Consider the following 26,993-nt stretch of genomic DNA (forward strand, 5'->3'; position numbering starts at 1 on the left):
GCGAGCGGCGCGACGCACTGTGAATCTGGAGCAAGCGGTTGTCTTGAGCATCATCGGGACGCCGGCGGCGAGCCGTCCGGCAAAGCTGGCCCCGCGCATGACGCGGGAACGGATATGCGTCGGGCGAGCCCGCGTCGCGATGCGAACGGGCCTGCCGTGTCGGGGAGGCAGGCCGGCCTCCCCGGGGCGCTGCGGTCAGACGATGATCTGATGGTTCGCGAGCAGGCTCTCCAGGTTGGTCGTCACGTTGTTCAGCGTGACGAGGGTTTCGGAACCGAACGCCGTCCCGGCGCCGTCGCGGTCGATGCTGATCACCGTATCGGCGCCGACGTTCGTCACCGACAGGAACTGCCCGATCGTGTCGCCCGCATCGATCGCGGGCACGCCGTCCACGTAGTGCGCGGGCCCGTCCGCGTCGGCCGTGTAGCCGACCAGCAGCTTCGACAGATCGATCTTGTCGCCGCTCGTATCGGTGGGGCCGCTTGCCAGCTGGAAGTCGGTGATGACGTCATGGCCGTTGCCGCCGGTGTTGTCCGCGCCGACGACTTCCCACAGGAACACGTCGGTGCCGGCGCCGCCCGTCAGCGTGTCGTTACCGGCGCCGCCGATCAGGATATCGTTGCCGTTGCCGCCGTTCAGCGTGTCGTTGCCGGCGCCGCCGCGCAGCAGGTCATTGCCGTCGCCGCCGTTCAGCACGTCGTCGCCGCCATAGCCGTACAGTCGGTCGTTGCCGGACGTGCCCGTGACGGTGTCGCTGCCCGACGTCCCCTCGATGATCGACGCCGACTGCGTCGAGCCGAGCAGGCTCGCGTTCAGCAACTGACCGGCGGTGGCCGATGCGGACAGCCCTGTCTTGTCGGTCGCGGAGATCGTCACGCTGTCGAGCGCGCTGATGCTGATCAGCCCGCCGTTCAGCGTGATCGAACCGAGAAACTCGTTGAGCCTCAGGTTGTCGATCGGGCCGCCGTCGGTCGCCGTGATCGTCAGGTCGGACGACGGCCCGATGATGCCGAGGATCCCGGGGTTGTTGACGACGTTGAAGTGCAGCCCCAGTTCGTTCGCCAGCGCCTGGTTCGCGTTGAATTGCAGCGCGCCGAGGCCGAGCAATCCGCCGTAGTGCAGCGTCACGTGATCGAGGTTGTTGTTGTAGTCCGATGCGGAGAACGCCTGCTGCGTGCTGAAATCGATCAGGTTGAGCAGGTTCGCGCCGATGATCCCGAGCAGGTTCCCCGACGCCTGCGCCGATACGACCGGTGCGACATTCGGATCGATCGTGAAAAGCTGCGACGTCGTCGGGCCGAGGTTGCCGGCGGCATCGACCACGCGCACCGTCGCCGTGTAGTTCGCCGCGGACAACACGCCCGGCGTGTACCAGGTCCAGTTCGTGCCGTTGACGGTCGCGTTGGTCCAGTGGGCGCCGCCGTCGAGGCTGACCTGGACGACCTCGCCCGCACCGAGCGCAGCATTCAGCGTGCCGCTCAGGGTCGGGGTCGTGTCGCCGGTGATCCAGTCGTTGGGCACGCCGGTGTTGTCGGTCAGGGTCGTCAGCGTGGCCGTCGCAGTCGGTGCGGTCGTATCGACCGTGATCGCGAATGCCGTGCTCGGGGGGCTCACGTTGCCGGCCGTGTCCGTGGCAGTCACCGTAATCGAGTGCGCGCCTTCACCCAAGCCTGTGGCCGGCGTGAACGTCCAGTTTCCGGATGGGCCCGCTGTCGTCGTACCCAACAACGTCGTGCCGTCATAGACGCTCACCGTGCTGCCTGCTTCCGCCGTACCGGCAAGCGTCGGGGTCGTGTCGTCCGTCGTCGCGCCAGTCGTCAGCAGGCCAACGATCGAGCCAACGTCGTCGGTCACGGTGCCGATGATCGGCGCGGCCGGCGCCGTCAGGTCTGAAACCGTTACCGACGCGGACGGGCCGGTGTTGCCAGCCGCGTCCGTGGCGGTCACGCCGATCACCGTGCCGATCGGCAGCGGGGTCGACGGCGTGTACGTCCACGCGCCACTCGGGTCGGCCGTCACGGTGGCGTCCGGCGTGCCGTCACCGTTCGTATCGATATTGACCGTCGCGCCCGCTTCCGCCGTACCCGACAGCGACGTACCATCGGTCGCGTTCACAGTCGGTAATGCAGGAGCCGTCGTATCGATCGTCAGGTTGAAGGCCGTGCTCGGGGGGCTCACGTTGCCGGCCGTGTCCGTGGCAGTCACCGTAATCGAGTGCGCGCCCTCTCCCAAACCCGTGGTCGGCGTGAACGTCCAGTTTCCGGACGGGTCTGCTGTCGTCGTGCCCAGCAACGTCGTGCCGTCATACACGCTCACCGTGCTGCCTGCTTCCGCTGTACCGGCAAGCGTCGGGGTCGTGTCGTCCGTCGTTGCGCCAGTCGTCAGCAGCCCGACGATCGAGCCGACGTCGTCGGTCACGGTGCCGATGATCGGTGCGGCCGGCGCCGTCAGGTCTGCAACCGTTACCGACGCGGACGGGCCGGTGTTGCCAGCCGCGTCCGTGGCGGTCACGCCGATCACCGTGCCGATCGGCAGCGGGGTCGATGGTGTGTACGTCCATGCGCCGCTCGGGTCGGCTGTTACGGTAGCGTCCGGCGTGCCGTCGCCGTTCGTGTCGATGTTGATCGTCGCGCCCGCTTCCGCCGTACCCGACAGTGACGTACCGTCGGTCGCGTTCACAGTCGGTAATGCAGGAGCCGTCGTATCGATCGTCAGATCGAAGGTCGTGCTCGGGGGGCTCACGTTGCCGGCCGTGTCCGTTGCGGTGACGGTCAGGCTGTGTGCACCCTCACCCAGTGCGGTAGTCGGCGTGAACGTCCAGTTTCCGGACGGATCTGCCGTCGTCGTACCCAACAACGTCGTGCCGTCATACACGCTCACCGTGCTGCCTGCTTCCGCTGTACCGGCAAGCGTCGGGGTCGTGTCGTCCGTCGTTGCGCCAGTCGTCAGCAGCCCGACGATCGAGCCAACGTCGTCCGTGACGCTAACAACGATCGGTGCCGCAGGCGCCGTCGTGTCACCCGTCACCGTCACCGAGGCAGACGGCCCCGTATTGCCCGCCGCGTCGGTAGCCGTCACGCCGATCACCGTGCCGATCGGCAGCGGGGTCGACGGCGTGTACGTCCACGCGCCGCTCGGGTCGGCTGTTACGGTGGCGTCCGGCGTGCCGTCGCCGTTCGTGTCGATGTTGACCGTTGCGCCCGCTTCGGCCGTGCCCGACAGTGACGTACCGTCGGTCGCGTTCACTGTCGGAATCGACGGAGCTGTCGTATCGATCGTCAGGTTGAAGGCCGTACTCGGAACACTCACATTGCCGGCCGTATCCGTTGCGGTGACGGTCAGGCTGTGCGCGCCCTCTCCCAAACCCGTGGTCGGCGTGAACGTCCAGTTTCCGGACGGATCTGCCGTCGTCGTACCCAGCAACGTCGTGCCGTCATAGACGCTCACCGTGCTCCCTGCTTCCGCTGTACCGGCAAGCGTCGGGGTCGTGTCGTCCGTCGTTGCGCCAGTCGTCAGCAGGCCAACGATCGAACCAACGTCGTCCGTGACGCTAACAACGATCGGTGCGGCCGGCGCCGTCGTGTCACCCGTCACCGTTACCGAGGCAGACGGCCCCGTATTGCCCGCCGCATCGGTAGCCGTCACGCCGATCACCGTCCCGATCGGCAGCGGGGTCGACGGCGTGTACGTCCACACGCCGCTCGGGTCGGCTGTCACGGTGGCGTCCGGCGTGCCGTCGCCATTCGTATCGATGTTGACCGTCGCACCCGCTTCGGCCGTGCCCGACAACGACGTACCGTCCGTCGCGTTCACTGTCGGAATCGCCGGAGCCGTCGTATCGATCGTCACGTTGAAGGCCGTGCTCGGAACACTCACGTTGCCTGCCGTATCCGTTGCGGTGACGGTCAGGCTGTGTGCACCCTCGCCCAGTGCAGTAGTCGGCGTGAACGTCCAGTTTCCGGATGGGTCCGCTGTCGTCGTGCCGAGCAACGTCGTGCCGTCATACACGCTCACCGTGCTGCCTGCTTCCGCTGTGCCGCTCAATGTCGGCGTCGCATCGTCAGTACTGCCGCCGGAAATGATCGCACCAACAACAGAGCCCACGTCGTCCGTCACGGTGCCGATGATCGGTGCCGCAGGCGCCGTCGTGTCACCCGTCACCGTTACCGAAGCAGACGGGCCCGTATTGCCGGCCGCATCGGTAGCCGTCACGCCAATCACCGTACCAGCCGGCAGCGGGGTTGACGGCGTGTACGTCCACGCACCGCTCGGGTCGGCTGTCACGGTGGCGTCCGGCGTGCCGTCGCCGTTCGTATCGATGTTGACCGTTGCGCCCGCTTCGGCCGTGCCCGACAGCGATGTACCGTCGGTCGCGTTCACAGTCGGTAATGCAGGAGCCGTCGTATCGATCGTCAGGTTGAAGGCCGTGCTCGGAACACTCACATTGCCGGCCGTGTCCGTGGCGGTGACGGTCAGGCTGTGCGCGCCCTCACCCAGTGCGGTAGTCGGCGTGAACGTCCAGTTTCCGGACGGGTCTGCTGTCGTCGTGCCCAGCAACGTCGTGCCGTCATACACGTTCACTGTGCTCCCTGCTTCCGCCGTACCGGCAAGCGTCGGGGTCGTGTCGTCCGTCGTCGCGCCAGTCGTCAGCAGCCCGACGATCGAGCCAACGTCGTCCGTGACACTAACAACGATCGGTGCCGCAGGCGCCGTCGTGTCGCCCGTCACCGTCACCGAGGCAGACGGGCCCGTATTGCCCGCCGCATCGGTAGCCGTCACGCCAATCACCGTACCAGCCGGCAGCGGGGTTGACGGCGTGTACGTCCACGCGCCGCTGGGGTCGGCTGTTACGGTGGCGTCCGGCGTGCCGTCGCCGTTCGTATCGATGTTGACCGTTGCGCCCGCTTCGGCCGTGCCCGACAGCGATGTACCGTCGGTCGCGTTCACAGTCGGTAATGCAGGAGCCGTCGTATCGATCGTCAGGTCAAAGGCCGTGCTCGGGGTGCTCACATTGCCGGCCGCATCCGTTGCGGTGACGGTCAGGCTGTGTGCGCCCTCACCCAAACCCGTGGTCGGCGTGAACGTCCAGTTTCCGGACGGATCTGCCGTCGTCGTACCCAACAACGTCGTGCCGTCATACACGCTCACCGTGCTGCCCGCTTCCGCTGTGCCGCTCAATGTCGGCGTCGCGTCATCAGTACTGCCTCCGGAAATGATCGCACCAACAACAGAGCCTACGTCGTCCGTCACCGTACCGATGACCGGCGCACCCGGTGCCGTCGTATCCCCCGTCACCGTTACCGAAGCAGACGGGCCCGTATTGCCCGCCGCATCGGTGGCCGTCACGCCGATCACCGTACCAGCCGGCAGCGGGGTCGAGGGCGTGTACGTCCACGCGCCGCTCGGGTCGGCTGTTACGGTGGCGTCCGGCGTGCCGTCGCCGTTCGTGTCGATGTTGACCGTCGCACCCGCTTCGGCCGTACCCGACAGCGACGTACCGTCGGTCGCGTTCACCGTCGGTAATGCAGGAGCCGTCGTATCGATCGTCAGCTCGAAAGCCGTGCTCGGAACACTCACATTGCCTGCCGTGTCCGTGGCGGTGACGGTCAGGCTGTGCGCGCCCTCTCCCAAACCCGTGGTCGGCGTGAACGTCCAATTTCCGGACGGGTCGGCCGTCGTCGTACCCAACAACGTCGTGCCGTCATACACGCTCACTGTGCTGCCTGCCTCCGCTGTACCGCTCAATGTCGGCGTCGCGTCATCAGTACTGCCGCCGGAAATGATCGCACCAACAACAGAACCCACGTCATCCGTCACGGTGCCGATGACCGGCGCACCCGGTGCCGTCGTGTCACCCGTCACCGTTACCGAGGCAGACGGGCCCGTGTTGCCTGCCGCATCGGTGGCCGTCACGCCGATCACCGTACCAGCCGGCAGCGGGGTCGAGGGCGTGTACGTCCACGCGCCGCTGGGGTCGGCTGTTACGGTGGCGTCCGGCGTGCCGTCGCCATTCGTATCGATGTTGACCGTCGCACCCGCTTCGGCCGTGCCCGACAACGACGTACCGTCCGTCGCGTTCACTGTCGGAATCGCCGGAGCCGTCGTATCGATCGTCAGATCGAAGGCCGTGCTCGGAACACTCACGTTGCCGGCCGTATCCGTTGCGGTGACGGTCAGGCTGTGTGCACCCTCACCCAGTGCAGTAGTCGGCGTGAACGTCCAGTTTCCGGATGGGTCCGCTGTCGTCGTGCCGAGCAACGTCGTGCCGTCATACACGCTCACTGTGCTGCCTGCTTCCGCTGTACCGCTCAATGTCGGCGTCGCGTCATCAGTACTGCCGCCAGAGGCAATCGCACCAACAACAGAGCCCGCATCGTCCGTCACCGTACCGATGACCGGCGCACCCGGTGCCGTCGTATCGCCCGTCACCGTTACCGAAGCAGACGGGCCCGTATTGCCCGCCGCATCGGTGGCCGTCACGCCAATCACCGTGCCAGCCGGCAGCGGGGTCGAGGGCGTGTACGTCCACGTGCCGCTCGGGTCGGCTGTTACGGTGGCATCCGGCGTGCCGTCGCCGTTCGTATCGATGTTGACCGTCGCACCCGCCTCCGCCGTGCCCGACAACGACGTACCGTCGGTCGCGTTCACTGTCGGAATCGACGGAGCTGTCGTATCGATCGTCAGGTCGAAGGCCGTGCTCGGAACACTCACGTTGCCGACCGTGTCCGTGGCGGTGACGGTCAGGCTGTGTGCACCCTCACCCAGCGCGGTGGTCGGCGTGAACGTCCAGTTTCCGGACGGGTCTGCTGTCGTCGTGCCCAGCAACGTCGTGCCGTCATACACGCTCACCGTGCTGCCTGCTTCCGCTGTGCCGCTCAATGCCGGCGTCGCGTCGTCAGTACTGCCTCCGGAAATGATCGCACCAACAACAGAACCCACGTCATCCGTCACGGTGCCGATGATCGGTGCCGCAGGCGCCGTCGTGTCACCCGTCACCGTCACCGAGGCAGACGGCCCCGTATTGCCCGCCGCATCGGTGGCCGTCACGCCGATCACCGTCCCGATCGGCAGCGGGGTCGACGGCGTGTACGTCCACGCGCCGCTCGGGTCAGCCGTCACGGTGGCGTCCGGCGTACCGTCGCCATTCGTATCGATGTTGACCGTCGCGCCCGCTTCCGCCGTGCCCGACAGCGACGTACCGTCCGTCGCGTTCACCGTGGGCAGCGCGGGAGCCGTCGTATCGATCGTCAGCTCGAAGGCCGCGCTCGGGGTGCTCACGTTGCCGGCCGCATCTGTCGCAGTCACCGTAATCGAGTGCGCGCCCTCGCCCAAACCCGTGGTCGGCGTAAATGTCCACTTCCCGGACGAATCCGCTGTCGTCGTTCCCAGCAGCGTCGTGCCGTCATACACGCTCACCCTGCTACCCGCTTCCGCGGTACCGCCGAGCGTCGGCGTCGTATCGCTCGTCGCACCGCCGATCGTCACCGGATGTTGTGCATCGTCGCTGACGGCCGTAATCGCAGGCGTTTCCGGCACGATCGTATCCACCACGATCCCCACCGTGCTCAGCTCGCTCGTATTGCCGCTACTGTCGGTCTGCGTCACGGTGACCTGATGGGCGCCCTCCGGCAACGTACCGGGCGTGTACGACCAGCGCCCGTTCGCGTCCGCAGTCACCGCACCGATCGTCTGACCATCGACCTGGATCGTCACCGTCGTGTTCGGCTGAGCGCCCGAACCCGCGATCGTCGGCGACGCCCGCCCCGTGACGATATTGCCGTTGCCGTCGGTCGACTGCCCATCGATCGAATCGATCGCCAGTCGCGCCGGCCCGGTCGGCGCTCCTCCGCCACTGGCGCCGCTACCGCCGTCATCCCCACCGCCGCCGCTGGCCGCGGCTGCCGCAATGCCGCCGGCCGCGGCGACGCCGCCGAGTATTCCGAGCAGCGCACCGGTCGACAACCCGTCGCCGATCGGCGCATAAGTGAGCGCCGCATCGACGATGCCATCGCCGGTCGCCTGCAGTGCGGGGCCGAACTGCACAAGAAATCGCCCGTCGTCCTGAACGAAGACGAGATTGTGATAATCCGCGCCGTTCTCGAAGAACGCCTGAACGCGCACTGTTCGGCCGTCCTTGAATTCGACGACCAGGTCGTTCCCCGAACGCGCATAGTTGGCCACGTCCTCTTTGTGGGCCGACAGCAGGAAATTGGCCGGGCCTCCTGGCGACGCGACGACCTGCGACCCGTTGGCGACCGGAACATCGACGTGATTGCTCAAGACCGACGAGGAAACCATTGCCCGACTCCTTGTAGATGGATGTGACAAAACCTGGCCCGTCGATGACAGGCAAACGTTCAACCAAACAGGCGCGACGGAGCACGACGCGAATTCGCGCCGCTGCAAACCGGGTATCCGGCTCGCGCGGGACGCAACGAGCCGCTAGCCCGCCCGAGGCGGCCTATGCCGGAAAAGGAAAAATGGAGCCGGGGCTGCTACGGAATCAGGGATGAGTCCAGACGGCCGGAACAGCCGTTCGCCCTGCGTGCCGGGAAATGGCCCAATACAACGCGCCAGTCCGACGGACATACGTGTTTGATGGCCCTCGCGCCGCGGGTGTTGTCCACGCGGCGATTTTTTGTTTGATATTGGATCTGCATTTCTACCGCCCTCGCCATATTAGTTATTTCCTTTTATCGCGAATCATCAACAATTCGCTTGATCAGGGCGAATTGCCGCGGTGCACCATCACTCTCTCTATGTACCGCTCGTGCCTGCGTTTAGATTACACCGGTCTTTCACGTACATGATTGCACTCCACTGGCACTTTTACAAATATTTTCAGCCTTTCTTTCGCATATTTCCCGCCGCTTATAAAAACATAAACAATTGTCTGGATTGGTTCTCCTTATTCGCTGTCGTGGCAATGAGTCATCGCGATGCGGGTTATCCCCGAAAGCACCGCTGGAAACCGAATGTTTTCGGCCCAGCCGGTGCGACAAGGCGTATGCACGCACGCTCGCACCCAACGCTGCAGGGTGAAAAATGAAATCGAACCTCACCATGCAACTATATTGAGATCGAGCATTTCGACGCGTCGGATCCTGCCAAAAACCTCTTCGACGACAAGGATTTTCGCGAGACGCTTCTCTCTTCCCGACATTCACTCAAAAACTTCCGACATCCGGGCGCTTCCGACCCCAGCATCCGTTTCTGCCTGGATGCCCGGAATCCAATTCAACTTTCACCGCAACCCTGTCCGCTCATACCAAAAAACCCGTCTCCCGAAAACCACACCCGATGAATCCAGAAACGAAATAAACGACCTGGTCTTTATTAATTGAATCGTCGCCGCAGACAATCGATGCTCATTTCGTCCGCGTCCTGGCCGCCATCGGCACGCCGCGTATCGTGCGTGCATCGGCCGCGGTCCTGAATTACCATCGTGCATCCCCGCCCGGCAAGCCTGGCCGTTCGCGGTTCAAGGTCGGAATATCCCGGATCAATCGATCGTGCTCGCCCTCATCATCCTCGCCGGCCTGTGGGCCGGCCTGCAGAACGCTCTCGCCGGCGGCGGCTCGTTCGTCACGCTGCCCGCGCTGATCGTGTCGGGGATGTCGCCGCTCGCGGCCAACATCACGTCGACGGTCGCACTGTTCCCCGGCCAGGTCACGACGGGCTGGGCGAGCCGGAACATGGTGAGCGGCGTGGGCAGGCTGCCGTTTCGCGCGCTGTTCGCGATCAGCGTGGTCGGCGGCGCGCTCGGCGGGCTGCTGTTGCTGAAGACGCCTTCGTCGATCTTCTCGCGCCTCGTCCCGTGGCTCGTGCTGTTCGCGACGATCGTGTTCGCATGGGGCAGCTTCTTTCGCAAGCCGGGCGCGGGCACGCAACATCTCGGCCCTGTCGCGGCCGGGGCCTCGCAGTTCCTGATCGCGATCTACGGCGGCTACTTCGGCGGCGGCATCGGGTTCCTGATGATGGCCGCGCTGACGATGGCCGGCCTGCCGCCGCGTCGCGCGATGTCGACCAAGAACGCGCTCGCGGGCGTGATGAATGCGTCGGCGGTCGTGCTGTTCCTCACCTCGCCGCACCTTCACTGGCGCGCGGCGATCGCACTCGGCGGCGGCGCCATCGTCGGCGGCCTGCTCGGCGCATGGGCGCTGCATCGCGTCAACGAACGCGTGCTGCGAATCGCGATCGTCTGCATCGGCGTGCTGCTGACCATCGGGTTGTTCGTCAAACCGATCTGACCCACGCCCACGCCTGCCGCGATCGCGGCAATTGATGAGCAAACCGCAAGACGTCTTTCGCATATCTCGTTTGCCGTCGCGGCAGTGTCCGCCGACAATCCGGTTTGTCGCCATCATCGCCCTCTCGCGGGCACCGACCGGCACACCGTGGCCGCCATTTCGATTCACCGCCGGCGGCCCCGCACATCGCGTCACACACGCTCCCTCGACATCGGCGCCCCGCAGCGGCAGAACGCTTGCCGCCGCGCCGCCCGATACGTTCCCGGCCAACAATAACTAGAGGTAGGAGATGCAGGACAACTCGTTGAGGCAAAGCCTCAAGCAACGGCACATCACGATGATCGCGCTCGGCGGCGTGATCGGCGCGGGCCTGTTCGTCGGCTCCGGCGCGATCATCGCAACGGCCGGCCCCGCGGCGATCCTGTCGTACCTGATCGGCGGCGTGATCGTCACGCTGGTCATGTTCATGCTCGGCGAAATGGCGTCCCGCAATCCCGACAGCGGATCGTTCTCCACGTATGCGAGCAGCTATCTCGGCGAATGGGCCGGCTTCGCGGTCGGCTGGCTGTACTGGTTCAAGTCGATGATGACGATCACCGTCGAAGCGATCCTGCTCGGCGCGATCCTCCACGATTTCCTGCCGTGGCTGCCGATCTGGGGCGGCGCGCTGTTCATGCTCGTCACGCTGATCGCGAGCAACGCGTATTCGGTGCGCTCGTTCGGCGAAGCCGAATACTGGCTGTCGTTCGCGAAGGTCGCGACGATCATCGTGTTCATGGCGCTCGGCGCGTCGATCCTGCTCGGCTTCCAGCCGCGCATTCCCGCACCGGGGCTCCTGAACCTCACGGATCACGGCGGCTTCATGCCGAACGGCATCTCGCCCGTGCTCGCCGGCGTGATGGTCGTGATCTTCTCGCTCGGCGGCAGCGAGATCGCGGCAGTGGCCGCGGGCGAATCGGAAAACCCGAGCAGGAACGTGATCCGCGCGATCAAGAGCGTGATCGTGCGCGTGATGGTGTTCTACGTCGGCTCGGTGTCGATCCTGATCCTGTGCATGCCGTGGACCGACAAGGCCAACCTGAAATCGCCGTACGTATCGCTGTTCGGCATGGCAGGCTTCACGGAGGCCGCCGTCGCGATGAAGATCGTGCTGTTCGTGTCGTTCATGTCGGTGATGAACTCGTTCCTGTTCTCGAACTCGCGCATGCTGTTCTCGCTGAGCCAGCGCGGCCACGCGCCCGCGGTGTTCGGCCGCACCAACGCGAAGGGCGTGCCGATGAACGCGCTCGTGCTGTGCCTCGCGATCTGCGTGTCGATCCTCGGCATTCACTTCGTGAGCGGCGGCGACCTGTTCCTGATGCTCGCGAAGAGCAGCGGCGCGTTCGTGATGATCGTGTGGATCTTCATCATCGTCGCGCACTTCGCGATGCGCCGGCAGACGAAGCACGAGCAACGCGATCCGACGGCGTTCCGCGCGTGGTTCTATCCGGTATCGAACTGGGTCGCGCTGCTGGCGCTGGTCGCCGTGCTGGGGTCGCAGGCGTTCAACCCGGATTCGCGCTTCCAGTTCTGGTTCACGGTGCTGACGGCGCTCGCGATCGTCGCGGCGTACTTCCTGCGGCGCAAGCAGCCGTCGTTCGGGCAGGCCGCCGGCGCGAAGGGGCGTTGACCGGCGGGAGGCCGACCGGCGTGCGCGTTCCGTTCAGCCGAACGGCCGCACGCCGATCAGCGGGCCGTGCAGGAACAGCGCGAACACGGCCCAGGCGACGAGCCCGGCCGCCACGGTTGCGAGGTCGCCGGCCAGCCCGCCGGCCGGATAGCGGACACCGTCGCTGCGATCCCGCGCACGCGACACGACGAAATCGACGATCGACCACACGAAGAACGCACCGAACAGCACGACCGCATGTACGGTGCCGTTCACGAGCAGGTGCGCCACTGCCCACACCATCACGCCGGCCAGCATCGGATGCCCGACGAGCGTCTTGATCCGGTTGCGCGGCACGTAGGACGCGGCGATCAGCACGAACGCGACCGCGGTCAGCATGCCCGTCAGGTGGCGCACGCCGACCGGCGACACCCACAGCAACGTCGCGCCCGCGCGGGCGATCCCGTACCCCCAGATGATCAGCACGAAGCCGACGATCGACGCGATCGCGTAGCCGCCCTTCCAGCCTTTCTCGCCGATCCGATCGATCGTCGCGGACCGCCAGCCGTCGGCGACGATCCGGATCGAGTGCACACCGAGGAAGATCGCTAAACCGAGAATCAGGACGAGCATCGGCTGTCTCCGTCTGGAATGATGAGTGGGGAAGCGTGCCGCGCGGCGTACGGTGCGCCGTTCGCGGGCCGGCGGCGAGGCCGGCGCGGGTCGCGCGACGCAGGGCGCAGCCCGCGCCGATCATAAACGTCGGGGCCGCCGTTGTGAAGCACGCAGGATGTGCGGTGCGTCACGCTCGATGCGTTCATGCGCCGGATCGCGCGGGCCAGCCGCCCGCGCGGCGTGCTGGTCGGCCGCGACGAGGCGGTCTGAAAGAAAGGAAAGCGAACCTTGCGAGGCTGTCGCGCCGCGCGGCCGGTATTACGTCTGCTTGCGCTTCGCTGCCGGTTTCGGTGCCGGCGCGGATGATGATTTCGATGCCGGTTTCGCTTTCTGCGCCGACGCCGGTTTCGATGCGGATTTCGCCGCTGGCGTGGATGCCTTTTTGGGCGCTGGTTTCGCTGCAGGCTTCGGCGCCGCCCTCGATCCCGTCTTCGACACCGCCCGCGCCTTGCGCTTCGGCGGCCCGGCCAGCAGCGCCGCGCGATACGCGCTGCGGCACCAGTCGAACAGCGCGCCCGCATCCTCGAGCACGTCGGCCGGCGTTTCGTAATAGCCCTCGAGCGAGACGGTGCGCGTGGGCCGCGCATACGAGAACGGCCCCATCCCCGCCGCGACGAACGCCGGGCGATTCACGTCGTCGACACGCAGGAACAGCGACCCGCGCGACAGGAAGCCGAACATCACGCCGTCGAGCCGCAAGGCCGCCCCGCTGAAGAACCGTGCTACGGCGACCGTACCGAGCGGCGCAAGCTGATACGCAATTTCCTCGCCGTGCGCCTTCTCCGCCTGCCAGCTCATGCGGACGCCTCGCAGCGCTGCGTCCACGCATCGAACTCGGCCGCGTCGACCCCGACGGCCGCCGCGCTCTCGCGAATCTGCCGCCACGTTGCGCGGTCGACCGGAATCCCGGCCGTGCCGCGTGCGGCGCGGCTCGCCTCTTCCGGCTCGCCGGGCACCTGCACCGGCGCATCGCCGGCCCGCGGCGACGCCTTCGCCCACGCGACGAACGCATCGGCTTCGCGTTCGGCATCGGCCGCGTCGAACGCGTTCGGATCGATCAGCACCGACAGCATCCCGTTGACGATCGCGCTCGTCTTCTGCAGCGTATCGCCGTACGTCGTATGCCCGCCCACCAGCGCGCCGCCGAAGATCTCGCACATCGCCGCGAGCGCATAGCCCTTGTGCAGCCCGAACGGCAGCAGCGCGCCGAACGGCTGCTCGTGCATCACGGCCGGATCGTCGGTCGGCTGGCCGCGATGGTCGATCAGCGACCCGGCCGGCACGCGCTTGCCCTGGTTGTACGCGACACGCGTCTTGCCGTACGCGATCGCGCTCGTCGCGAAATCGAGCAGCAACGGCGGCTTGCCCGCCCGCGGATACGCGGCGCAGAACGGATTCGTGCCGAAACGCGGATCGGTGCCGTGCAGCGGCGCGACCAGCAGGTCGCCCGGCACGTTGACGAAATGGAACGACACGAGCCCGGCGCGCGCGCACTGCTCGGCCCAGTGCCCGATGCGGCCGAGGTGATGAACGTCGCGCAGCCCGATCGCGCAGATGCCCATGCGCCGCGCGCGCTCGATTCCTTCGACCATCGCCTCGAACGCGATCACCTGGCCGAAGCCGCGCCCGCCGTCGATCGTCAGCACCGCGCCGCCGTCGCGGACGATCGACGCGTGCCCGTTCAACTGCAACTGCCCTTCGCGCCACGACGCGACGTAATTCGGGATCATCCCGATCCCGTGCGAATCGTGGCCCGCGAGATTCGCGCCGACCAGGTGATCGGCGACCAGCGTCGCCTCGCGCGGGTGGCTGCCGGCCCGTTCCCAGAGTGCCGCGACGAAGGCATGCAGCGGTTCGGCGCGCATGCGCAGCGGTTCGGTATCGGGCGTCGGCAGTGCGGTCATCGGCAACACTCCATCAAGGCGGTTCGGGTCGGGCAATCGGTACGTCGAACGTTGCGCCGATCAGCGCGCGGTCGCGATCACGTCGGCAACGGCCGCGGTGAGCTTCTTCGCATACGGTACGTGCAGGAACTCGTTCGGGCCGTGCGCGTTCGACTTCGGCCCGAGCACGCCGCACACCATGAATTGCGCTGCGGGGAAGCCTTCCTGTAGCACGTTCATCAGCGGGATCGTGCCGCCGAGGCCCATGTACGCGCAGTCGGCGCCGAAGTGGCGGCGCGACGCGGCGTCGAGCGACGACGCGAGCCACGGCGCGAGATCCGGCGCGCTCCAGCCCGTCGCGGCGCCGGCGTCCGGCTTGAACGTGACCTTCGCGTTGTACGGCGGATCGAGTTCGAGCAATTCCTTCAGTTGCTGGACGGCCTGCGCGGCGTCGACGAGCGGCGGCAGCCGCAGCGACAGCTTGAATGCGGTGCGCGGACGCAGCACGTTGCCCGCATCGGCGAGCGCCGGCATGCCGGCCGCGCCCGTCACCGACAGCGACGGACGCCACGTCGAATTCAGCAGCGCCTCGCGCGGATCGGTCGTGGTCGGCAGCACGGGCTTGCCATCCTGGCCGCACGCCCACGGCAGCCCCTTCCACACCGTGTCGCCGAGAATCGCGGCAGCGGCCTCGGCTTCGCGCACGCGGCTCGACGGAATCTCGCAATGGAACACGCCCGGCAGCAGGTTGCCGTTCTTCGCGTCTTCGAGGCGCTCGAACAGCTGGCGCATCACGCGGAAGCTCGACGGCGCGATGCCGCCGTAGACACCCGAGTGGACGCCTTCTTCCAGCACCTCGACCTGCAGGTCGCCGGACACAAGGCCGCGCAGCGACGTGGTGAGCCACATCTGGTCGTAGTTGCCGGCGCCCGAATCGAGGCACACGACGAGCGACACCTGACCGAGCCGGTCGCGCAATGCGTCGACGTACGGCAGCAGGTCGTAGCTGCCCGACTCCTCGCAGGTCTCGATCAGGCCGACGCAGCGCGGCCGCTCGATGCCCTGCTCGTCGAGCGCGCCGAGCGCCGCGAGGCTTGCGTAGATCGCATAGCCGTCGTCCGCGCCGCCGCGGCCGTACAGCTTGCCGTTCTCGAACTTCGGCGTCCACGGGCCGAGGTCCGCGCGCCAGCCGTCGAATTCGGGCTGCTTGTCGAGGTGGCCGTACAGCAGGATCGTGTCGGTGCTGCCCGAGCGCGTGGCCGGAGACTCGAAGAAGATCACCGGCGTGCGGCCCGGCAGGCGCACGATTTCGAGCTTCAGGCCCTTCACCGGCTGCCGTTCGGCCCACTGCGCGGCATCGGTGACGACGCGCTCGAGATATCCGCGTTTCGCCCAGTCGGGGTCGAATGCGGGGCTCTTCGCGGGAATCGCGATGTAGTCGGTCAGGGCGTGGAGGATTTCATCGTTCCACTTGCGCTCGATGAAGGTAACGAGCTTGTCATGGTCGAGGACGGGGGTAGTGTCGACGGAAGTCATGGTGGGGGTGCCTGGATCGGGCTGACGAAAACCCAGATCATACGCCGATGCGCCCCCGCCGGCGCCCCTCCTGGCCGTTCAGACAGCGTTCGGAAATGCGTCGCGCAGCCCGGCCGCGGGGGTGAGCGCATCGTGCCGCAGGGGCGGCTTTTCATCGTCGCGCGAGCGCTCCGGCCCGACACCCGCTACGTGCCGCCGCGATCCATCCCGCGCCGGTACGCGGCCGGGCTCGTCGCCGCGACGCGCCGGAAATGCCGGCGCAGCGACTCCTCGGAACCGAACCCGGCGCGCGCCGCAACCTGTGCGAGCGGCAGTGCCGGCTGCGCCTCGAGCATGTCCTTCGCGACGTTCACGCGCTCGCGGATCAGCCACGCCAGCGGCGACATCCCCGTCGCATCGGAGAACTGACGCTGCAGCGTGCGCGTGCTCATCGCGGCCTGCGCGGCGAGCGACGCGAGCGTGTGCGGCTCGGCCACATGCGCGCGCATCCAGTCGATCAGCTTGGCGAGCCGGTCGGTGCCGCCCGGTGCGACCGGACGCGGCACGAACTGCGCCTGGCCACCGTCGCGATGCGGCGGCAGCACGAGACGCTGCGCGACGCGGTTCGCGATCGCGCCGCCATGATCGCGGCGCACGAGATGCAGCAGCATGTCGAGCCCCGCCGCCGAGCCGGCCGACGTGACGATCTGCCCTTCGTCGACGTACAGCGCATCGGGATTCACGCGCAGCGCCGGATAACGGGCCTGCAGGCGTTCCGCATACCGCCAGTGAGTCGTCACGGTGAGGCCGTCGAGCACGCCGGCCGCCGCGAGCACGAACACGCCCGAACAGATCGAGCAGAGCCGCGCGCCGCGCCGGTGCGCGGCCCGCAGCTTCTTCAGCAACGGCTCGGGCGGCAATTCGTCCGGATCGCGCCAGCCGGGAATCACGATGGTGTCCGCGCGATCGAGCGTCGCGAGCCGGTAGGGCGCGGCAACGGTAATGCCGCCCGCCGCGCGCACCGGCCCCGGCTCGCTCGCGCATACCGCGAAGCGATACCAGTCGACGCCGAGTTCGGGGCGCTCGAGCGCGAACAGTTCGACCACGCAGCCGAATTCGAACGTGCAGAGCCGATCGTAGGCGAGCGCGACGACGAGATGATTGTGCATGGCGCGATGTTACCGGAACTTGTCGATCGCGCCACTGCCGCGACCCGCGCCGAACCGCGATACTGCCCTTCATTGCGGCGCATTTCGTGCCCGTTCAACCCGGAGAGCCTGACCATGTCCCACGTCACCGACGTCCCCGCCGCCGACAGCCCCGCCGCCCTCGCGCATTTCGAGGCCTCGCTGCGCTTCGAGACCGATTGCTGGGACGTGCACGACGCGTTCGCGTCCGGCACGCCCGATTTCGTGCTGCTCGACGTGCGCGGCCCCGACCAGTTCACCGCCGGCCACGTGCCCGGCGCGCGCAACCTGCCGCACCGCAAGATCATCGAAAGCAAGCTCGCCGGCTACCCGGCCGACACGCTGTTCGTCGTCTACTGCGCGGGGCCGCACTGCAACGGCGCCGCCCGCGCGGCGATCCGGCTCGCGCGCCTCGGCCGCCCGGTCAAGCTGATGATCGGCGGCGTGACGGGCTGGCTCGACGAAGGTTTCGCACTGAGCAACGACGTGCAGCCGACCGACGTCGAAGCCGCCTGATCGTCACTAAAAGCGCAACAATCAATTGCCTGCACACGAACGGAAAAAGCGCGACAATCAGCCTCATTGCAGTTCGGACGGAGCAGCACCATGCATGATGCAGTCCTGATTCAAGTGGCCGGTTCAGTCGCGGCGATCGCGCTCTATTTCCTGCCGGCCGTCATTGCCGACCGGCGCGGCCGGCACGACAAGCTGACGATCGCGATGTTCAACGCCCTGTTCGCGTGGACAGGCATCGGCTGGCTGATGACGCTGTACTGGGCGTGCCAGCCGAACCCGCGCACCGACGTCGCGCAGACGATCCTCGCGAAGCGCCGCGGTATCAGCATGCGGACTTTTTCGACCGGCCTCGTCGAACGCGTGCAACGCCGTGTCGCCGCCCAGGAGCAATGGGCGGAAAAACAAGGCTGCCGGTAGGTCCCTCTTTCCCCTTCACCGACTCGCGTCGAACTTCGGCATCCTGACATTGGTCGACGCGCGGTAATCCCACTTCAGTGCGTCACGCGGCGGCCAGCCGCCCGCGTGCAACCGCGCCGCGAATGCCCCCGCCGTGACCGCCCGTGCGATTCGCTCGCCCGGACATCCATGCGGCCCCGTGCCGAAGCCGAAATTCGGCCCCGCCGTGCGGCCGGGCATCAGCCGGTGCGGCTCGCGATGCACGGCCGGATCGCGATTCGCCGCTGCCAGCACGACGAGGATCGCGTCGCCAGCTTCGACGCTCACGCCTTCGATCGTCGTGCGTGCCGCGACGAAGCGGCGCGTGTTCTGTACCGGTGAATCGAAACGCCCGACTTCGGCGACGAATGCGTCGATCGCGGCAGCGTCCGGCACCTCGCCTGCTTCGCCGTTCCACGCCACGAGTGCATTGCCGAGCCATGCGGCGGTCGCCTCGCATGTCTGCGACAGCAACCCGACGAGATTCGCGACCAGCGCGCCGCCCGCCTGCCAGCCCGACGCGCGGGCCGCCTGCTGTACCGCGGCGACCAGCGTGCCGTCCTGCGCATGCGACTGCGCGACGCGTTCCGTCATCCGGTCGAGCAGTTGTCGCGCCGCGTCGCTCGCGCGCGCCAGCGCCGCGGCATCCGACAGCGGCGACAGTGCCGCGACGAATTCGACGACCCGCGCCGCGATGTCGTCGAGCTGGGTTTCGTCGAAGCCGAGCAGATCGGCAACCGCGCACACGGGCACCGTCATGCACCATGCGTTCAGCGCGTCGGCATCGCCGGGCGCGGACAACCGCCGCGCGGCAATCGCCTCGGCGCGATCGCGCAGCGCGGCCGGGTCGAGCGGCGCGAACGCCGCACGCAACGCCTGCTTCGGTAGGTCGTGTCGCGATGCACCCTCGTTCATGCGTACCAGCTCGCCGAACAGCGCGCCGGCCGTCGTGCCGCGCAACGCGGGCGGCACCGGCGCGTCGAGCGGGCGCACGCGGCAGGCCGGATCGCCGAGCACGGCCGTCACGGCCGTCGCGCGGCTCGCGACCCAGAGGCCGAGCGTGGCATCGAACGCGAGCGGCGGCCCGTCGACGAGCGCGGCGTAATAGGGATAGGGATCGCGGTGCGTGACCGCGGCAATGGGATCGGTCGGGTTCATGCGCTCAGTATCGGCGCAGTGCGCCGCCGCATGTTTCGGGATGGCGTGAAATGTCGCAGTACGGACGGCGAGCGACGAGTCACGGCATGGCTGAGGCGGCCGGCGTCAGGCCGCCGATCGGTCGCGGTGCGACTGCATGCGCAGCCGGACCCGCCCGGCCGAAATCGCGCGCGGTTCGGGCACCACCGTGTCGTGATGGAACATTTCCTGCCGGAATTCGCCGCTTTCGTCGAACCACTGGCAGATCAGCCAGTCGCCGTCGTCGAACACGACCGGCCCGGCATACGTGACGGTCATGCGCGGGCCGCCCGTTTTAAGCGTCACGACATCGCCCACGCGAAACCTCATGCGGTGATTTTCTCGGATCGTCATCGCTCTCTCAGCTTTTTATATATTGAATATATTGATATTCCCGGCGGCGCACTGACCGGCCATTGGAACGTGCCGCAGATTATCAATCAAAAAATCATCCGGCAACTGCCGCGCGCGGCAACGCTCTGAACAATAACCTGCAACAATGCGCGGGATCGTCACGCCTGATGGCCCGCCGGGCGTCAGGCGCGGCGCGCCGGCTGTGGCCGAACAGGCGGAATGCGGAGAATAGACGATGATTTTCGCGTCGTCATCGACGATTAATTCGGACGCGAAACCGGTTGATTATTGTCAATCAATGTTTCGCCGTAAACGATTCCGGCTTTTATTGGGGCTCATTCGTCGAACAAAATCGGAGAATTATCGGGCGCCGCAAACCAGCGGTTGATATCGCGCCCCGGCACGGCCGCCTGGGTAAAGGTGAAGGTGCCGTCGCGCCTCATCTCCGTCGCCGCGCGCAGGAACGCGCCGAGCGCGGCCCGCGCCAGCGCGCCGCCGACGCTGACACGCTTCACGCCGAGCGCCGCCAGTTCGTCGAGGCTCAGCAGCCCGCCCTGCAGGCCCATGACGACATTGACCGGCGCGCCGACCGCCCGCGTCACCGCCGCGATCTCGTCGGCGTCGGTGATGCCGGGCGCATACAGCACGTCGGCGCCGGCGTCGCGATAGGCGACGAGCCGCGCGATCGTGTCGTCGAGGTCGCGGCGACCGTGCAGGTAGTTTTCGCAGCGGGCGGTCAGCGTGAACGGAAACGGCAGCGCGCGCGCCGCGTCGACGGCCGCCGCGATGCGCTCGACCGACGCGTCGCGCGCATAGATCGGCGTATCGGCGCGGCCGGTCGCATCCTCGATCGAGCCACCGACCGCGCCGGCTTCGGCCGCCAGCCGGATCGTTTCGGCCACCGTGCCGGGCGCGTCGCCGAAGCCGTTCTCGAGATCGGCGCTCACCGGCAGGCCCCCCGCGGCGACGAGATCGGCGATGTGATCGAGCATCGCGTCGCGGTCAATCGCGTTGTCGGGCTGCCCTTTCGAAAACGCGTAGCCGGCGCTGGTCGTGGCGAGCGCCTCGAAGCCGGCCATCGCGAGCAGGCGCGCGGTGCCGGCGTCCCACGGGTTCGGGATGATGAACGCGCCGGGGCGCGTATGCAGCGCACGGAAAGCTTCGGCGTGGCGGGCTTGCAGGTCGGAACGGATCATCGCGAACTCCAGGGACAGTGTTGACGGGTGAGCTTACGCCGGTCGTGCACGCGACGTTTCAGCTTTCGTCGAAATGTCGTCGCGCAACAGGAAGAATGCGGCCCAACGCCGAATGCAGGCCACCCCGCGCGGCCGCCCGCGTCGGTTCACGTCGATACGGGCCGCCCGCCGTCGCTGCCGAGCAACACGTCGGTGACGGCCTCGGAGAACCGCATCGCGCGACCGTCGATCAGCACGCCGTCCGGATTCGACGGATCGCGCACTGCTGGCGGCACGCCATGCGCAAGCAGCACGCGCGCGCATGCCTCCCAGTCGGCCTCACCGGCTCCCTCCGGTTCGTTGACCGACGCCCACGACAACGTACCGAGCGCGTCGCTGCCGAACCCGTGCAGGTCGCGCCAGCCCGCACCGTGCGCGAGCAGAAACGCCAGCAGTTCCGCATCGCCGCGGAACACCGCGTGATTCAGCGCGCTCGCGTCCCAGTCGCCGCCGCGCGCGTCGATCGGCCAGCCCAGCTCGACCATCACCTTCACCGCATCGCGCGAACCCCATGCGGCGGCGTCCGGCAGCAACCGCAGCCGGTCGTCGGACAGCGCACCGGGCAGTTCGCGATGACGTGCCTGGATGCGCCGTGCGTCGTCGGCATCGGCGCGCGCGCACGCCGCCACGAACGCGTCGTGCGCATCGAGCGCCTCCTCCGCGCCGGCCGCGCGCAACAGCGCCGCGACATCGGACGATCCGGTCTGCATCGCGAGCCGGTACGCGCTGACGCCCGCGGCGGTCCGCGCGCGGGGATCGGCGCCGGCCGCCAGCAGCGCGGCGACGTGGCGCGCCGGGCAACGCACGGCGATCGCGCGCAGCAACGGCGCGCCCCACGTCCTGGTCGGCCCCTCGCCGGCCGGTTCGTTCGGATCGCCGCCATGCGCGAGCAGCAGTTCGAGCGCGGCCGCGTCCGGCACGTCGAGCGCGCGTCGCAACGCATTCGTCCCGCCCACCCGCGCGCCGTGCTCGAGCAGCAGCCGCGTGCACGCCGGGTTCTCCACCGAGTGATACAGCGATTCGCCGTCGTTCGGATCGGCGCCGGCTTCCAGCAGCATCGCGGTGAGCGCCGGATCGCGCTGGACGCCGGCGGCGCCATAGAGCGCCGACAGCGGCGCCGACGCATCGGGCGCGGCGAGCGAGGCCGGCGGATACCGGTTGCCGATCCGCTGGTTCGGATCGGCGCCCGCATCGAGTAGATGACGCGCGCACGCACGCAACCTCGCCGCGAATTCGGGAAGCTGCCCGAGCCGCGAATGCGTGACGGCGACGAGCGGCGGCAGCTTCAGCGCCCCGCCGGCGCGCGCGATCCAGCCGGGATCGGCGGCCAGCGCGGCCTTCACCGCATCGAGATCGCCGGCCGCACACGCGATGGTCGGGTCCGCCGAAACGAGATCGGGATGATCGAGCAGCAATTGCGCGGCGACGCGCGGCCGGGCCGCGTCGAAGCCGCCCGTCACGTCGGCGCCGTAAGCGAGCTCGAGCCAGCGGCGAATCAGCAGCGGCCGCGGTTCCCGCGTGAGCGCATGGGTTTCGACGAACACGCCGAGATCGGCCCACGAAGCAAAACCGTACTCGCGCGCGATGCAGGACTGCGCGTCGTGCAGGCGCAGCCCGAGCGCGAGCGTTTCGTCGTGCGTGCGATTCGCGGCGGCGGGCAGCGACTCGACGAAGCGCGCGACGGCATCGGCGTCACCCTGCCGGTACAGGCGCAACAACGCCTTGGCCTGCTTTTTCAGATGATCGGGATGGGCGTTGGGAGGCAGCTTTTTCATGCGGATCCTCGTGCATGGATGGCCGAAGGTCCGCAATACCGCCAGCACAAAGGATGGGGAAAGCCCGGATTTGCCGCGACAGGTGGGTTGAACCCTTTCCGCGGACCCGGAAGCGACCTGCATCGCTGCCCGGTATCGTAGGCGACGGCCGCCGGCAACGTCAATCGTGCCGCGCGGCGGCGCTCAGCCCGCGAGCTTCTTCGTCAGGAAAATGCGGCTGTGCCCGACCGGATAATCGGGCAGCTCGCCGAAGCGGACATAGCCGCGCTTCTCGTAGAACGGTCGCGCCTGGAAGTCGAACGTGTCGAGCCACGCGCTGTGGCAGCCGCGCGCGACGGCCTCCTGTTCGGCCAGGTCCATGATGCGCGTGCCGGCACCCTGGCCGCGCGCGGCCTCGGGCACGACCAGCAGGTCGACATGCAGCCAGCCGAACGCCGTGCCGCCCCACAGGCCGCCGACCACCGCGCCGGCCTCGTCGGTCACGATCACGGCCAGCGGCCGGAAGTCGACCGGGCCGGCCTGGCTTTCGTTGAAGCGGATGAGCGGCGCGACGATCTGCTTGCGCACCGCCGCGTCGCCCGCATCGGTCACTGCGTAGGTCAACGTCATCGAGTTGCGTCGGGTCGTGAATGAAAGTGATGCGAGGGGGCTGAAACTGCCCGTGCCGCGCCCGTCAAACGACGTACGCGCCCTTCGCGTGCAGTTCCGCTTCGGTCCGCTCGAGCGCCGCGATCGCATCGCTGCCTTCGAGCGCCAGCAACTGCGCGACCAGCGCCTCGGCCATCGCATGCGCGGCCACCAGCGACGGAAAGAACGACGGGCTGTCGTGCGTGAAGATCAGTTGCGCGTCCGCGTGCAGCGCGATCGGCGACACGGCGCTGTCGGTGATCGCGACGATCCGGCTGCCCTGCGCCTTCGCGGCCTGCGCGACGCGCGTCGCTTCGGCCGAATACGGCGCGAAGCTGACGATCACGGTCACGCTCTGCTTCGCGATCGTCCGCAGTTCCATTTCGAGCGAACCGGCGACGCCGTTCAGCAGCGACACGGTCGGCCGGAACAGCCGGTAGCCGTAGACGAAACCGAACGCGACCGGATAGCACGAGCGAAACCCCGCCACGTGCACATGCGATGCCTTGCGGATCAGCTTTGCCGCATCCGCGAGCGCATGCTCGTTCTGCGCGGCGGTCGCCGACAGGTTGTGCTGCTGCGCGGCGAGCAGGTCGTGCGCGAGCGACGCCTTCGCGTCGGGCCGCACGAGCGAGCGCGCACGCTGCGTGAGCGGCTCGGGCCGCGTACGCACGCGCGCGACGCACAGGTCGCGCAGCTCGTTCCAGCCGGGAAAGCCGAATTGCTGCGCGAGCCGCACGAGCGACGCGGGCTGCACCTGCGCGCGCTGCGCGACCTTGCGCATCGACGACGTGGCGACTTCGTCGGGATGATCGAGCAGGAAGGCGGCGCCCGCCTGGAATTGCGGGCTCAGCTCGGAAAATTGCGCCCGGATCCGGGACGCGAGTTCGTCGAAATTGGCGGCCATCTTGATGGGAACGGGAACCGGTCGTCCATGGTATCACCGGCCCCGCGCGCATCGGTCAGCGCAGCACTTCGACGTGATCGGCGTCGACCTTCACGCGGCCCGACCATTTGCGCTCGAATTCGCCGGTCAGTTTCACCTCGTTCTTGTCGCTGACGGGCTGGCCCGCCGCCCACAGCTTGTGGTCGATTTCGACGTGGATCGTGCCGGTGGCGTCGGCGAACTCGTAATCCTCGCCGCCGACGTGCTTGACGATGCGCCCCTGCAACTGCACGTGCTGGTCGTCCCGGCCGTTGGCGAGCAGTTCCTTCACGGTCGTCGTCGTCAGCGCGGACGGCCCCGTGTATTGCGCGTAGACGGCGGCGGGCAGCGCGACGAGCGCGACCGCCAGAATTCTGGCCAGGTGTTTCATGATCGTGGTCCTCTTCTTCGATGTGGCGCCGCGCTCCGTTGAACGCGACGGCGCCAGATTACGGACCGTAAGATTAAGCAAACCTGAAGGGCATCCCGAAGTGACACGGTGCCGCATTGGACGAGTACGAAAACCGCGCGGCGCCCTGCGCGCATTTAAGCTTGGTCTAAGACGCGTGCGCTTATCATGGGAATCCCGGGCGCCGCGGCGCCCCGTTTGAAGAGACACGAATTCATGCGCGTACTGCTCGTCGAGGACGATCCGCTGATCGGCAGCGGGCTCGAACAGGGCCTCAAACAGGAAGGCTTCGCGGTCGACTGGGTGAAGGACGGCGACGCCGCGTCGCTCGCGCTGCGCGCGACCGGCTACGGATTGCTGCTGCTCGATCTCGGGCTGCCGAACCGCGACGGCCTGTCGGTGCTCGCCGCGCTGCGCCGCCGCGACGAAAACCTGCCCGCGATCATCATCACCGCGCGCGACGGCGTGCCGGACCGCATCGCCGGCCTCGACAGCGGCGCGGACGACTATCTCGTCAAGCCGTTCGAGCTCGACGAGCTGCTCGCCCGCATCCGCGCGGTCAGCCGCCGCCATGCGGGTCGCGCGCAGACGACGCTCGCGATCGGCCCGCTGCGGCTCGATCCCGTCAAGCACCTCGTCTGGCTCGACGGTGACGAAGTGCCGCTGTCGCCGAAGGAATTCGTACTGCTGCACGAGTTGATGCGCGAACCGGGCGCGGTGATTTCGCGCGAGCAGTTCGAGGAACGGCTGTACAGCTGGGGCGAGGAAATCGAGAGCAACGCGGTGCAGGTGCATATCCACAACCTGCGCAAGAAACTCGGCCACGACATGATCCGCACCGTGCGCGGCGTCGGCTACCGGATCGGTGACGGCACGTGACGCGCATGGAACGCGCGGTCGCGCGCTGGCGCAACGCGTCGCTGCGGCGGCGCCTGCTGACGTGGCTACTGCCGGCCGCGTGCGTGATCGGCCTGGTCGCGAGCGCCGGCACCTACTGGGGCGCGCTGCGCGAACTCGACGACCTGCTCGACGACCAGATGCGCAGCATGTCGAAACAGATCGTGGTCGGCCCGAACGGCGAGCTGTCGTTCAGCAACCATGCCAAAGGCAAGCACGGCTTCGAAGCGAGCGACCCCGACGCGGTGCTGCTGCAGGTGTGGCGCAACGGCACGCTCGTGTATTCGACCGATCGCGACTCGAAGCTGCCGCCGCCCGCGCAGCAGGGCATCGCGAGCGTCGACGTCGGCGGCCAGCCGTGGCGCACCTATGTGACCGAGCGCGGCGGCACGACGATCCGGCTCGCACAGGCGCGGCATGCGCGCTGGGAAGCGATCGCGGGCATCGCCGTCCACCTGCTGTGGCCCGTGTTCTCGATGCTGCCGCTGCTCGCGCTCGGTCTGTGGTTCGGCATCGGCGCGGGACTGCGGCCGCTGCGGGCGATCGCGTCCGGCCTGAAACGCAGGAATGCGAACAACCTCGAACCGGTCGACGTCGCGTCGATGCCGAACGAGGTCCGCCCGCTCGCCGAAGCGATCAACGACCTGCTCGCGCGCCTCGACCGCTCGTTCACGCTGCAGCGGCACTTCATCGCCGATGCCGCGCACGAGCTGCGCACGCCGATCATGGGGCTGTCGATCCAGTCGCAACTGCTGCGGCGCGCGGCGACGGCCGAGGAACGCGAGCACATCCTCGCGCAGATCCATGCGGGCACGACCCGCCTCGGCCACCTCGCCGAACAGTTGCTGACGCTCGCACGCCTCGAACCCGATGCGCAGGCGGTCGTCTCCGCATCGGCGCCGGTCGATCTCGCCGCGCTGTGCCGCTCGGTGGTGTCCGACCGCGCACGCGTCGCCGACGCGCACCGGATCGATCTCGGCGCGATCGTCGACGTGCCGGTGATGGCCGCGGGCAATGCCGACACGCTGCGCGTGCTGCTGAACAATCTCGTCGACAACGCGATCCGCTATGCAGGCGAAGGCGCGCGCGTCGACGTGTCGGCGCGCGTCGACGGCACGACGCCCGTGCTCGAAGTCGCGGACGACGGCCCCGGCATTCCGGAAGCCGAGCGCGCCGACGTGTGGGAACGCTTCTATCGCGGCGAAGGCGCACAGGCCGCCACGTCGTCGGGCAGCGGGCTCGGGCTGTCGATCGTCAAGCGGATCGCCGAACAGCATCGCGCGACCGTCTCGCTCGGCACCACCCGCGGCGGGCGCGGGCTGACCGTCACGGTGCGCTTCCCGCTGTCGGCCTGACGCGCGGGCGGCCGAAGGCTTGTCCACAGATAATGTTGGCAAGCTTGTGGACAACCTTCCATTAACAGCACCAAGCCCTTGATCGGAAAGGGTTTGTCGTGCGTGCGCGGCAAATGCGCCGGCCAGCGGCA

The 26,993-nt window shown here is 67.7% G+C and carries 19 protein-coding genes; 6 read left to right on the plus strand and 13 right to left on the minus strand.

The features are described 5' to 3' along the window. Positions 1 to 195: 195 nt before the first annotated feature. Positions 196 to 8,298 carry a cable pilus-associated adhesin AdhA gene (gene adhA / locus DFS13_RS27280; protein ID WP_111442325.1) on the minus strand — a complete coding sequence of 2,701 codons (8,103 nt, stop codon included), beginning with the start codon at positions 8,296 to 8,298 and terminating at the stop codon, positions 196 to 198. A 1,214-nt stretch (positions 8,299 to 9,512) separates the two neighbouring features. Between adhA and DFS13_RS27285 the strand changes: the two genes are divergently transcribed. Beyond that, positions 9,513 to 10,250, plus strand: a complete 738-nt coding sequence (locus DFS13_RS27285; RefSeq protein ID WP_006490854.1) for a sulfite exporter TauE/SafE family protein — start codon at positions 9,513 to 9,515, stop codon at positions 10,248 to 10,250. A gap of 289 nt (positions 10,251 to 10,539) precedes the next feature. Beyond that, positions 10,540 to 11,919, plus strand: coding sequence for an amino acid permease (locus DFS13_RS27295; RefSeq protein ID WP_048989361.1), 1,380 nt, complete (start codon positions 10,540 to 10,542; stop codon positions 11,917 to 11,919). A gap of 33 nt (positions 11,920 to 11,952) precedes the next feature. On the opposite strand, the gene DFS13_RS27300 is transcribed toward DFS13_RS27295, so the two are convergent. The 5 genes from DFS13_RS27300 to ftrA all read right to left on the minus strand — a co-directional run bounded on the left by DFS13_RS27300 (position 11,953) and on the right by ftrA (position 17,140). Next, entirely contained in the window at positions 11,953 to 12,531 is a 579-nt protein-coding gene (locus DFS13_RS27300; protein ID WP_034202058.1) for an NnrU family protein, read from the minus strand. A 300-nt stretch (positions 12,532 to 12,831) separates the two neighbouring features. Further along, entirely contained in the window at positions 12,832 to 13,371 is a 540-nt protein-coding gene (locus DFS13_RS27305) for a TfoX/Sxy family protein (protein ID WP_006490858.1), read from the minus strand. Continuing rightward, positions 13,368 to 14,477, minus strand: coding sequence for a malate/lactate/ureidoglycolate dehydrogenase (locus DFS13_RS27310; RefSeq protein WP_006498874.1), 1,110 nt, complete (start codon positions 14,475 to 14,477; stop codon positions 13,368 to 13,370). Before DFS13_RS27310 ends, DFS13_RS27305 begins: the two co-directional genes overlap by 4 nt. Positions 14,478 to 14,537: 60 nt before the next feature. Continuing rightward, positions 14,538 to 15,992, minus strand: a complete 1,455-nt coding sequence (locus tag DFS13_RS27315) for a M20 family metallopeptidase (RefSeq protein ID WP_006490856.1) — start codon at positions 15,990 to 15,992, stop codon at positions 14,538 to 14,540. 185 nt (positions 15,993 to 16,177) lie between these two features. After that, the gene (ftrA, locus tag DFS13_RS27320) at positions 16,178 to 17,140 is read right to left on the minus strand and encodes a transcriptional regulator FtrA (RefSeq protein ID WP_048989358.1); all 963 of its coding nucleotides are present in this window, start codon (positions 17,138 to 17,140) and stop codon (positions 16,178 to 16,180) included. A gap of 114 nt (positions 17,141 to 17,254) precedes the next feature. Between ftrA and DFS13_RS27325 the strand changes: the two genes are divergently transcribed. Next, positions 17,255 to 17,674, plus strand: coding sequence for a rhodanese-like domain-containing protein (locus DFS13_RS27325; protein WP_048989356.1), 420 nt, complete (start codon positions 17,255 to 17,257; stop codon positions 17,672 to 17,674). Between the two features lie 90 nt (positions 17,675 to 17,764). After that, positions 17,765 to 18,091, plus strand: coding sequence for a superinfection immunity protein (locus DFS13_RS27330; RefSeq protein WP_006490851.1), 327 nt, complete (start codon positions 17,765 to 17,767; stop codon positions 18,089 to 18,091). A 15-nt stretch (positions 18,092 to 18,106) separates the two neighbouring features. Here the strand turns inward: DFS13_RS27330 and DFS13_RS27335 are convergent, their stop codons facing one another. The 7 genes from DFS13_RS27335 to DFS13_RS27365 form a co-directional block, all read right to left on the minus strand. Next, positions 18,107 to 19,267: a cytochrome P450 gene (locus DFS13_RS27335; protein ID WP_048989353.1), complete on the minus strand. Its 1,161-nt coding sequence runs from the start codon at positions 19,265 to 19,267 to the stop codon at positions 18,107 to 18,109. Positions 19,268 to 19,372: 105 nt separating this feature from the next. Further along, a complete protein-coding gene (locus DFS13_RS27340) occupies positions 19,373 to 19,639 on the minus strand; it encodes a YodC family protein (RefSeq protein ID WP_034178596.1) in 267 nt (88 codons plus the stop codon). A 335-nt stretch (positions 19,640 to 19,974) separates the two neighbouring features. Beyond that, the gene (locus DFS13_RS27345; RefSeq protein WP_006489758.1) at positions 19,975 to 20,835 is read right to left on the minus strand and encodes an oxaloacetate decarboxylase; all 861 of its coding nucleotides are present in this window, start codon (positions 20,833 to 20,835) and stop codon (positions 19,975 to 19,977) included. A gap of 146 nt (positions 20,836 to 20,981) precedes the next feature. Continuing rightward, positions 20,982 to 22,649 (minus strand): ankyrin repeat domain-containing protein, encoded by a 1,668-nt coding sequence (locus tag DFS13_RS27350; protein ID WP_048989352.1) that lies wholly within the window; start codon positions 22,647 to 22,649, stop codon positions 20,982 to 20,984. Between the two features lie 183 nt (positions 22,650 to 22,832). After that, entirely contained in the window at positions 22,833 to 23,258 is a 426-nt protein-coding gene (locus tag DFS13_RS27355; protein ID WP_006485684.1) for an N-acetyltransferase, read from the minus strand. A 64-nt stretch (positions 23,259 to 23,322) separates the two neighbouring features. After that, positions 23,323 to 24,183, minus strand: coding sequence for a MurR/RpiR family transcriptional regulator (locus tag DFS13_RS27360; protein WP_006485686.1), 861 nt, complete (start codon positions 24,181 to 24,183; stop codon positions 23,323 to 23,325). Between the two features lie 55 nt (positions 24,184 to 24,238). Next, positions 24,239 to 24,592 carry a YgiW/YdeI family stress tolerance OB fold protein gene (locus DFS13_RS27365; RefSeq protein WP_006485690.1) on the minus strand — a complete coding sequence of 118 codons (354 nt, stop codon included), beginning with the start codon at positions 24,590 to 24,592 and terminating at the stop codon, positions 24,239 to 24,241. A gap of 234 nt (positions 24,593 to 24,826) precedes the next feature. Here DFS13_RS27365 and DFS13_RS27370 point away from each other — a divergent pair, with 234 nt between their 5' ends. Next, positions 24,827 to 25,489 (plus strand): response regulator, encoded by a 663-nt coding sequence (locus DFS13_RS27370; RefSeq protein WP_006485687.1) that lies wholly within the window; start codon positions 24,827 to 24,829, stop codon positions 25,487 to 25,489. Between the two features lie 5 nt (positions 25,490 to 25,494). Continuing rightward, entirely contained in the window at positions 25,495 to 26,862 is a 1,368-nt protein-coding gene (locus DFS13_RS27375; RefSeq protein WP_243771080.1) for an ATP-binding protein, read from the plus strand. Positions 26,863 to 26,993 lie beyond the last annotated feature (131 nt).

The organism is Burkholderia sp. 28_3, assembly GCF_003253915.1.
GTDB lineage: Bacteria > Pseudomonadota > Gammaproteobacteria > Burkholderiales > Burkholderiaceae > Burkholderia > Burkholderia cenocepacia.

Coding starts and splice junctions, on each gene's coding strand:
- adhA (WP_111442325.1), bottom strand. CDS start 8,298: ATGGTTTCCTCGTCGGTCTTGAGCAATCACGTCGATGTTCCGGTCGCC.
- DFS13_RS27295 (WP_048989361.1), top strand. CDS start 10,540: ATGCAGGACAACTCGTTGAGGCAAAGCCTCAAGCAACGGCACATCACG.
- DFS13_RS27300 (WP_034202058.1), bottom strand. CDS start 12,531: ATGCTCGTCCTGATTCTCGGTTTAGCGATCTTCCTCGGTGTGCACTCG.
- DFS13_RS27305 (WP_006490858.1), bottom strand. CDS start 13,371: ATGAGCTGGCAGGCGGAGAAGGCGCACGGCGAGGAAATTGCGTATCAG.
- DFS13_RS27310 (WP_006498874.1), bottom strand. CDS start 14,477: ATGACCGCACTGCCGACGCCCGATACCGAACCGCTGCGCATGCGCGCC.
- DFS13_RS27315 (WP_006490856.1), bottom strand. CDS start 15,992: ATGACTTCCGTCGACACTACCCCCGTCCTCGACCATGACAAGCTCGTT.
- ftrA (WP_048989358.1), bottom strand. CDS start 17,140: ATGCACAATCATCTCGTCGTCGCGCTCGCCTACGATCGGCTCTGCACG.
- DFS13_RS27325 (WP_048989356.1), top strand. CDS start 17,255: ATGTCCCACGTCACCGACGTCCCCGCCGCCGACAGCCCCGCCGCCCTC.
- DFS13_RS27330 (WP_006490851.1), top strand. CDS start 17,765: ATGCATGATGCAGTCCTGATTCAAGTGGCCGGTTCAGTCGCGGCGATC.
- DFS13_RS27335 (WP_048989353.1), bottom strand. CDS start 19,267: ATGAACCCGACCGATCCCATTGCCGCGGTCACGCACCGCGATCCCTAT.
- DFS13_RS27340 (WP_034178596.1), bottom strand. CDS start 19,639: ATGACGATCCGAGAAAATCACCGCATGAGGTTTCGCGTGGGCGATGTC.
- DFS13_RS27345 (WP_006489758.1), bottom strand. CDS start 20,835: ATGATCCGTTCCGACCTGCAAGCCCGCCACGCCGAAGCTTTCCGTGCG.
- DFS13_RS27350 (WP_048989352.1), bottom strand. CDS start 22,649: ATGAAAAAGCTGCCTCCCAACGCCCATCCCGATCATCTGAAAAAGCAG.
- DFS13_RS27355 (WP_006485684.1), bottom strand. CDS start 23,258: ATGACGTTGACCTACGCAGTGACCGATGCGGGCGACGCGGCGGTGCGC.
- DFS13_RS27360 (WP_006485686.1), bottom strand. CDS start 24,183: ATGGCCGCCAATTTCGACGAACTCGCGTCCCGGATCCGGGCGCAATTT.
- DFS13_RS27365 (WP_006485690.1), bottom strand. CDS start 24,592: ATGAAACACCTGGCCAGAATTCTGGCGGTCGCGCTCGTCGCGCTGCCC.
- DFS13_RS27370 (WP_006485687.1), top strand. CDS start 24,827: ATGCGCGTACTGCTCGTCGAGGACGATCCGCTGATCGGCAGCGGGCTC.
- DFS13_RS27375 (WP_243771080.1), top strand. CDS start 25,495: ATGGAACGCGCGGTCGCGCGCTGGCGCAACGCGTCGCTGCGGCGGCGC.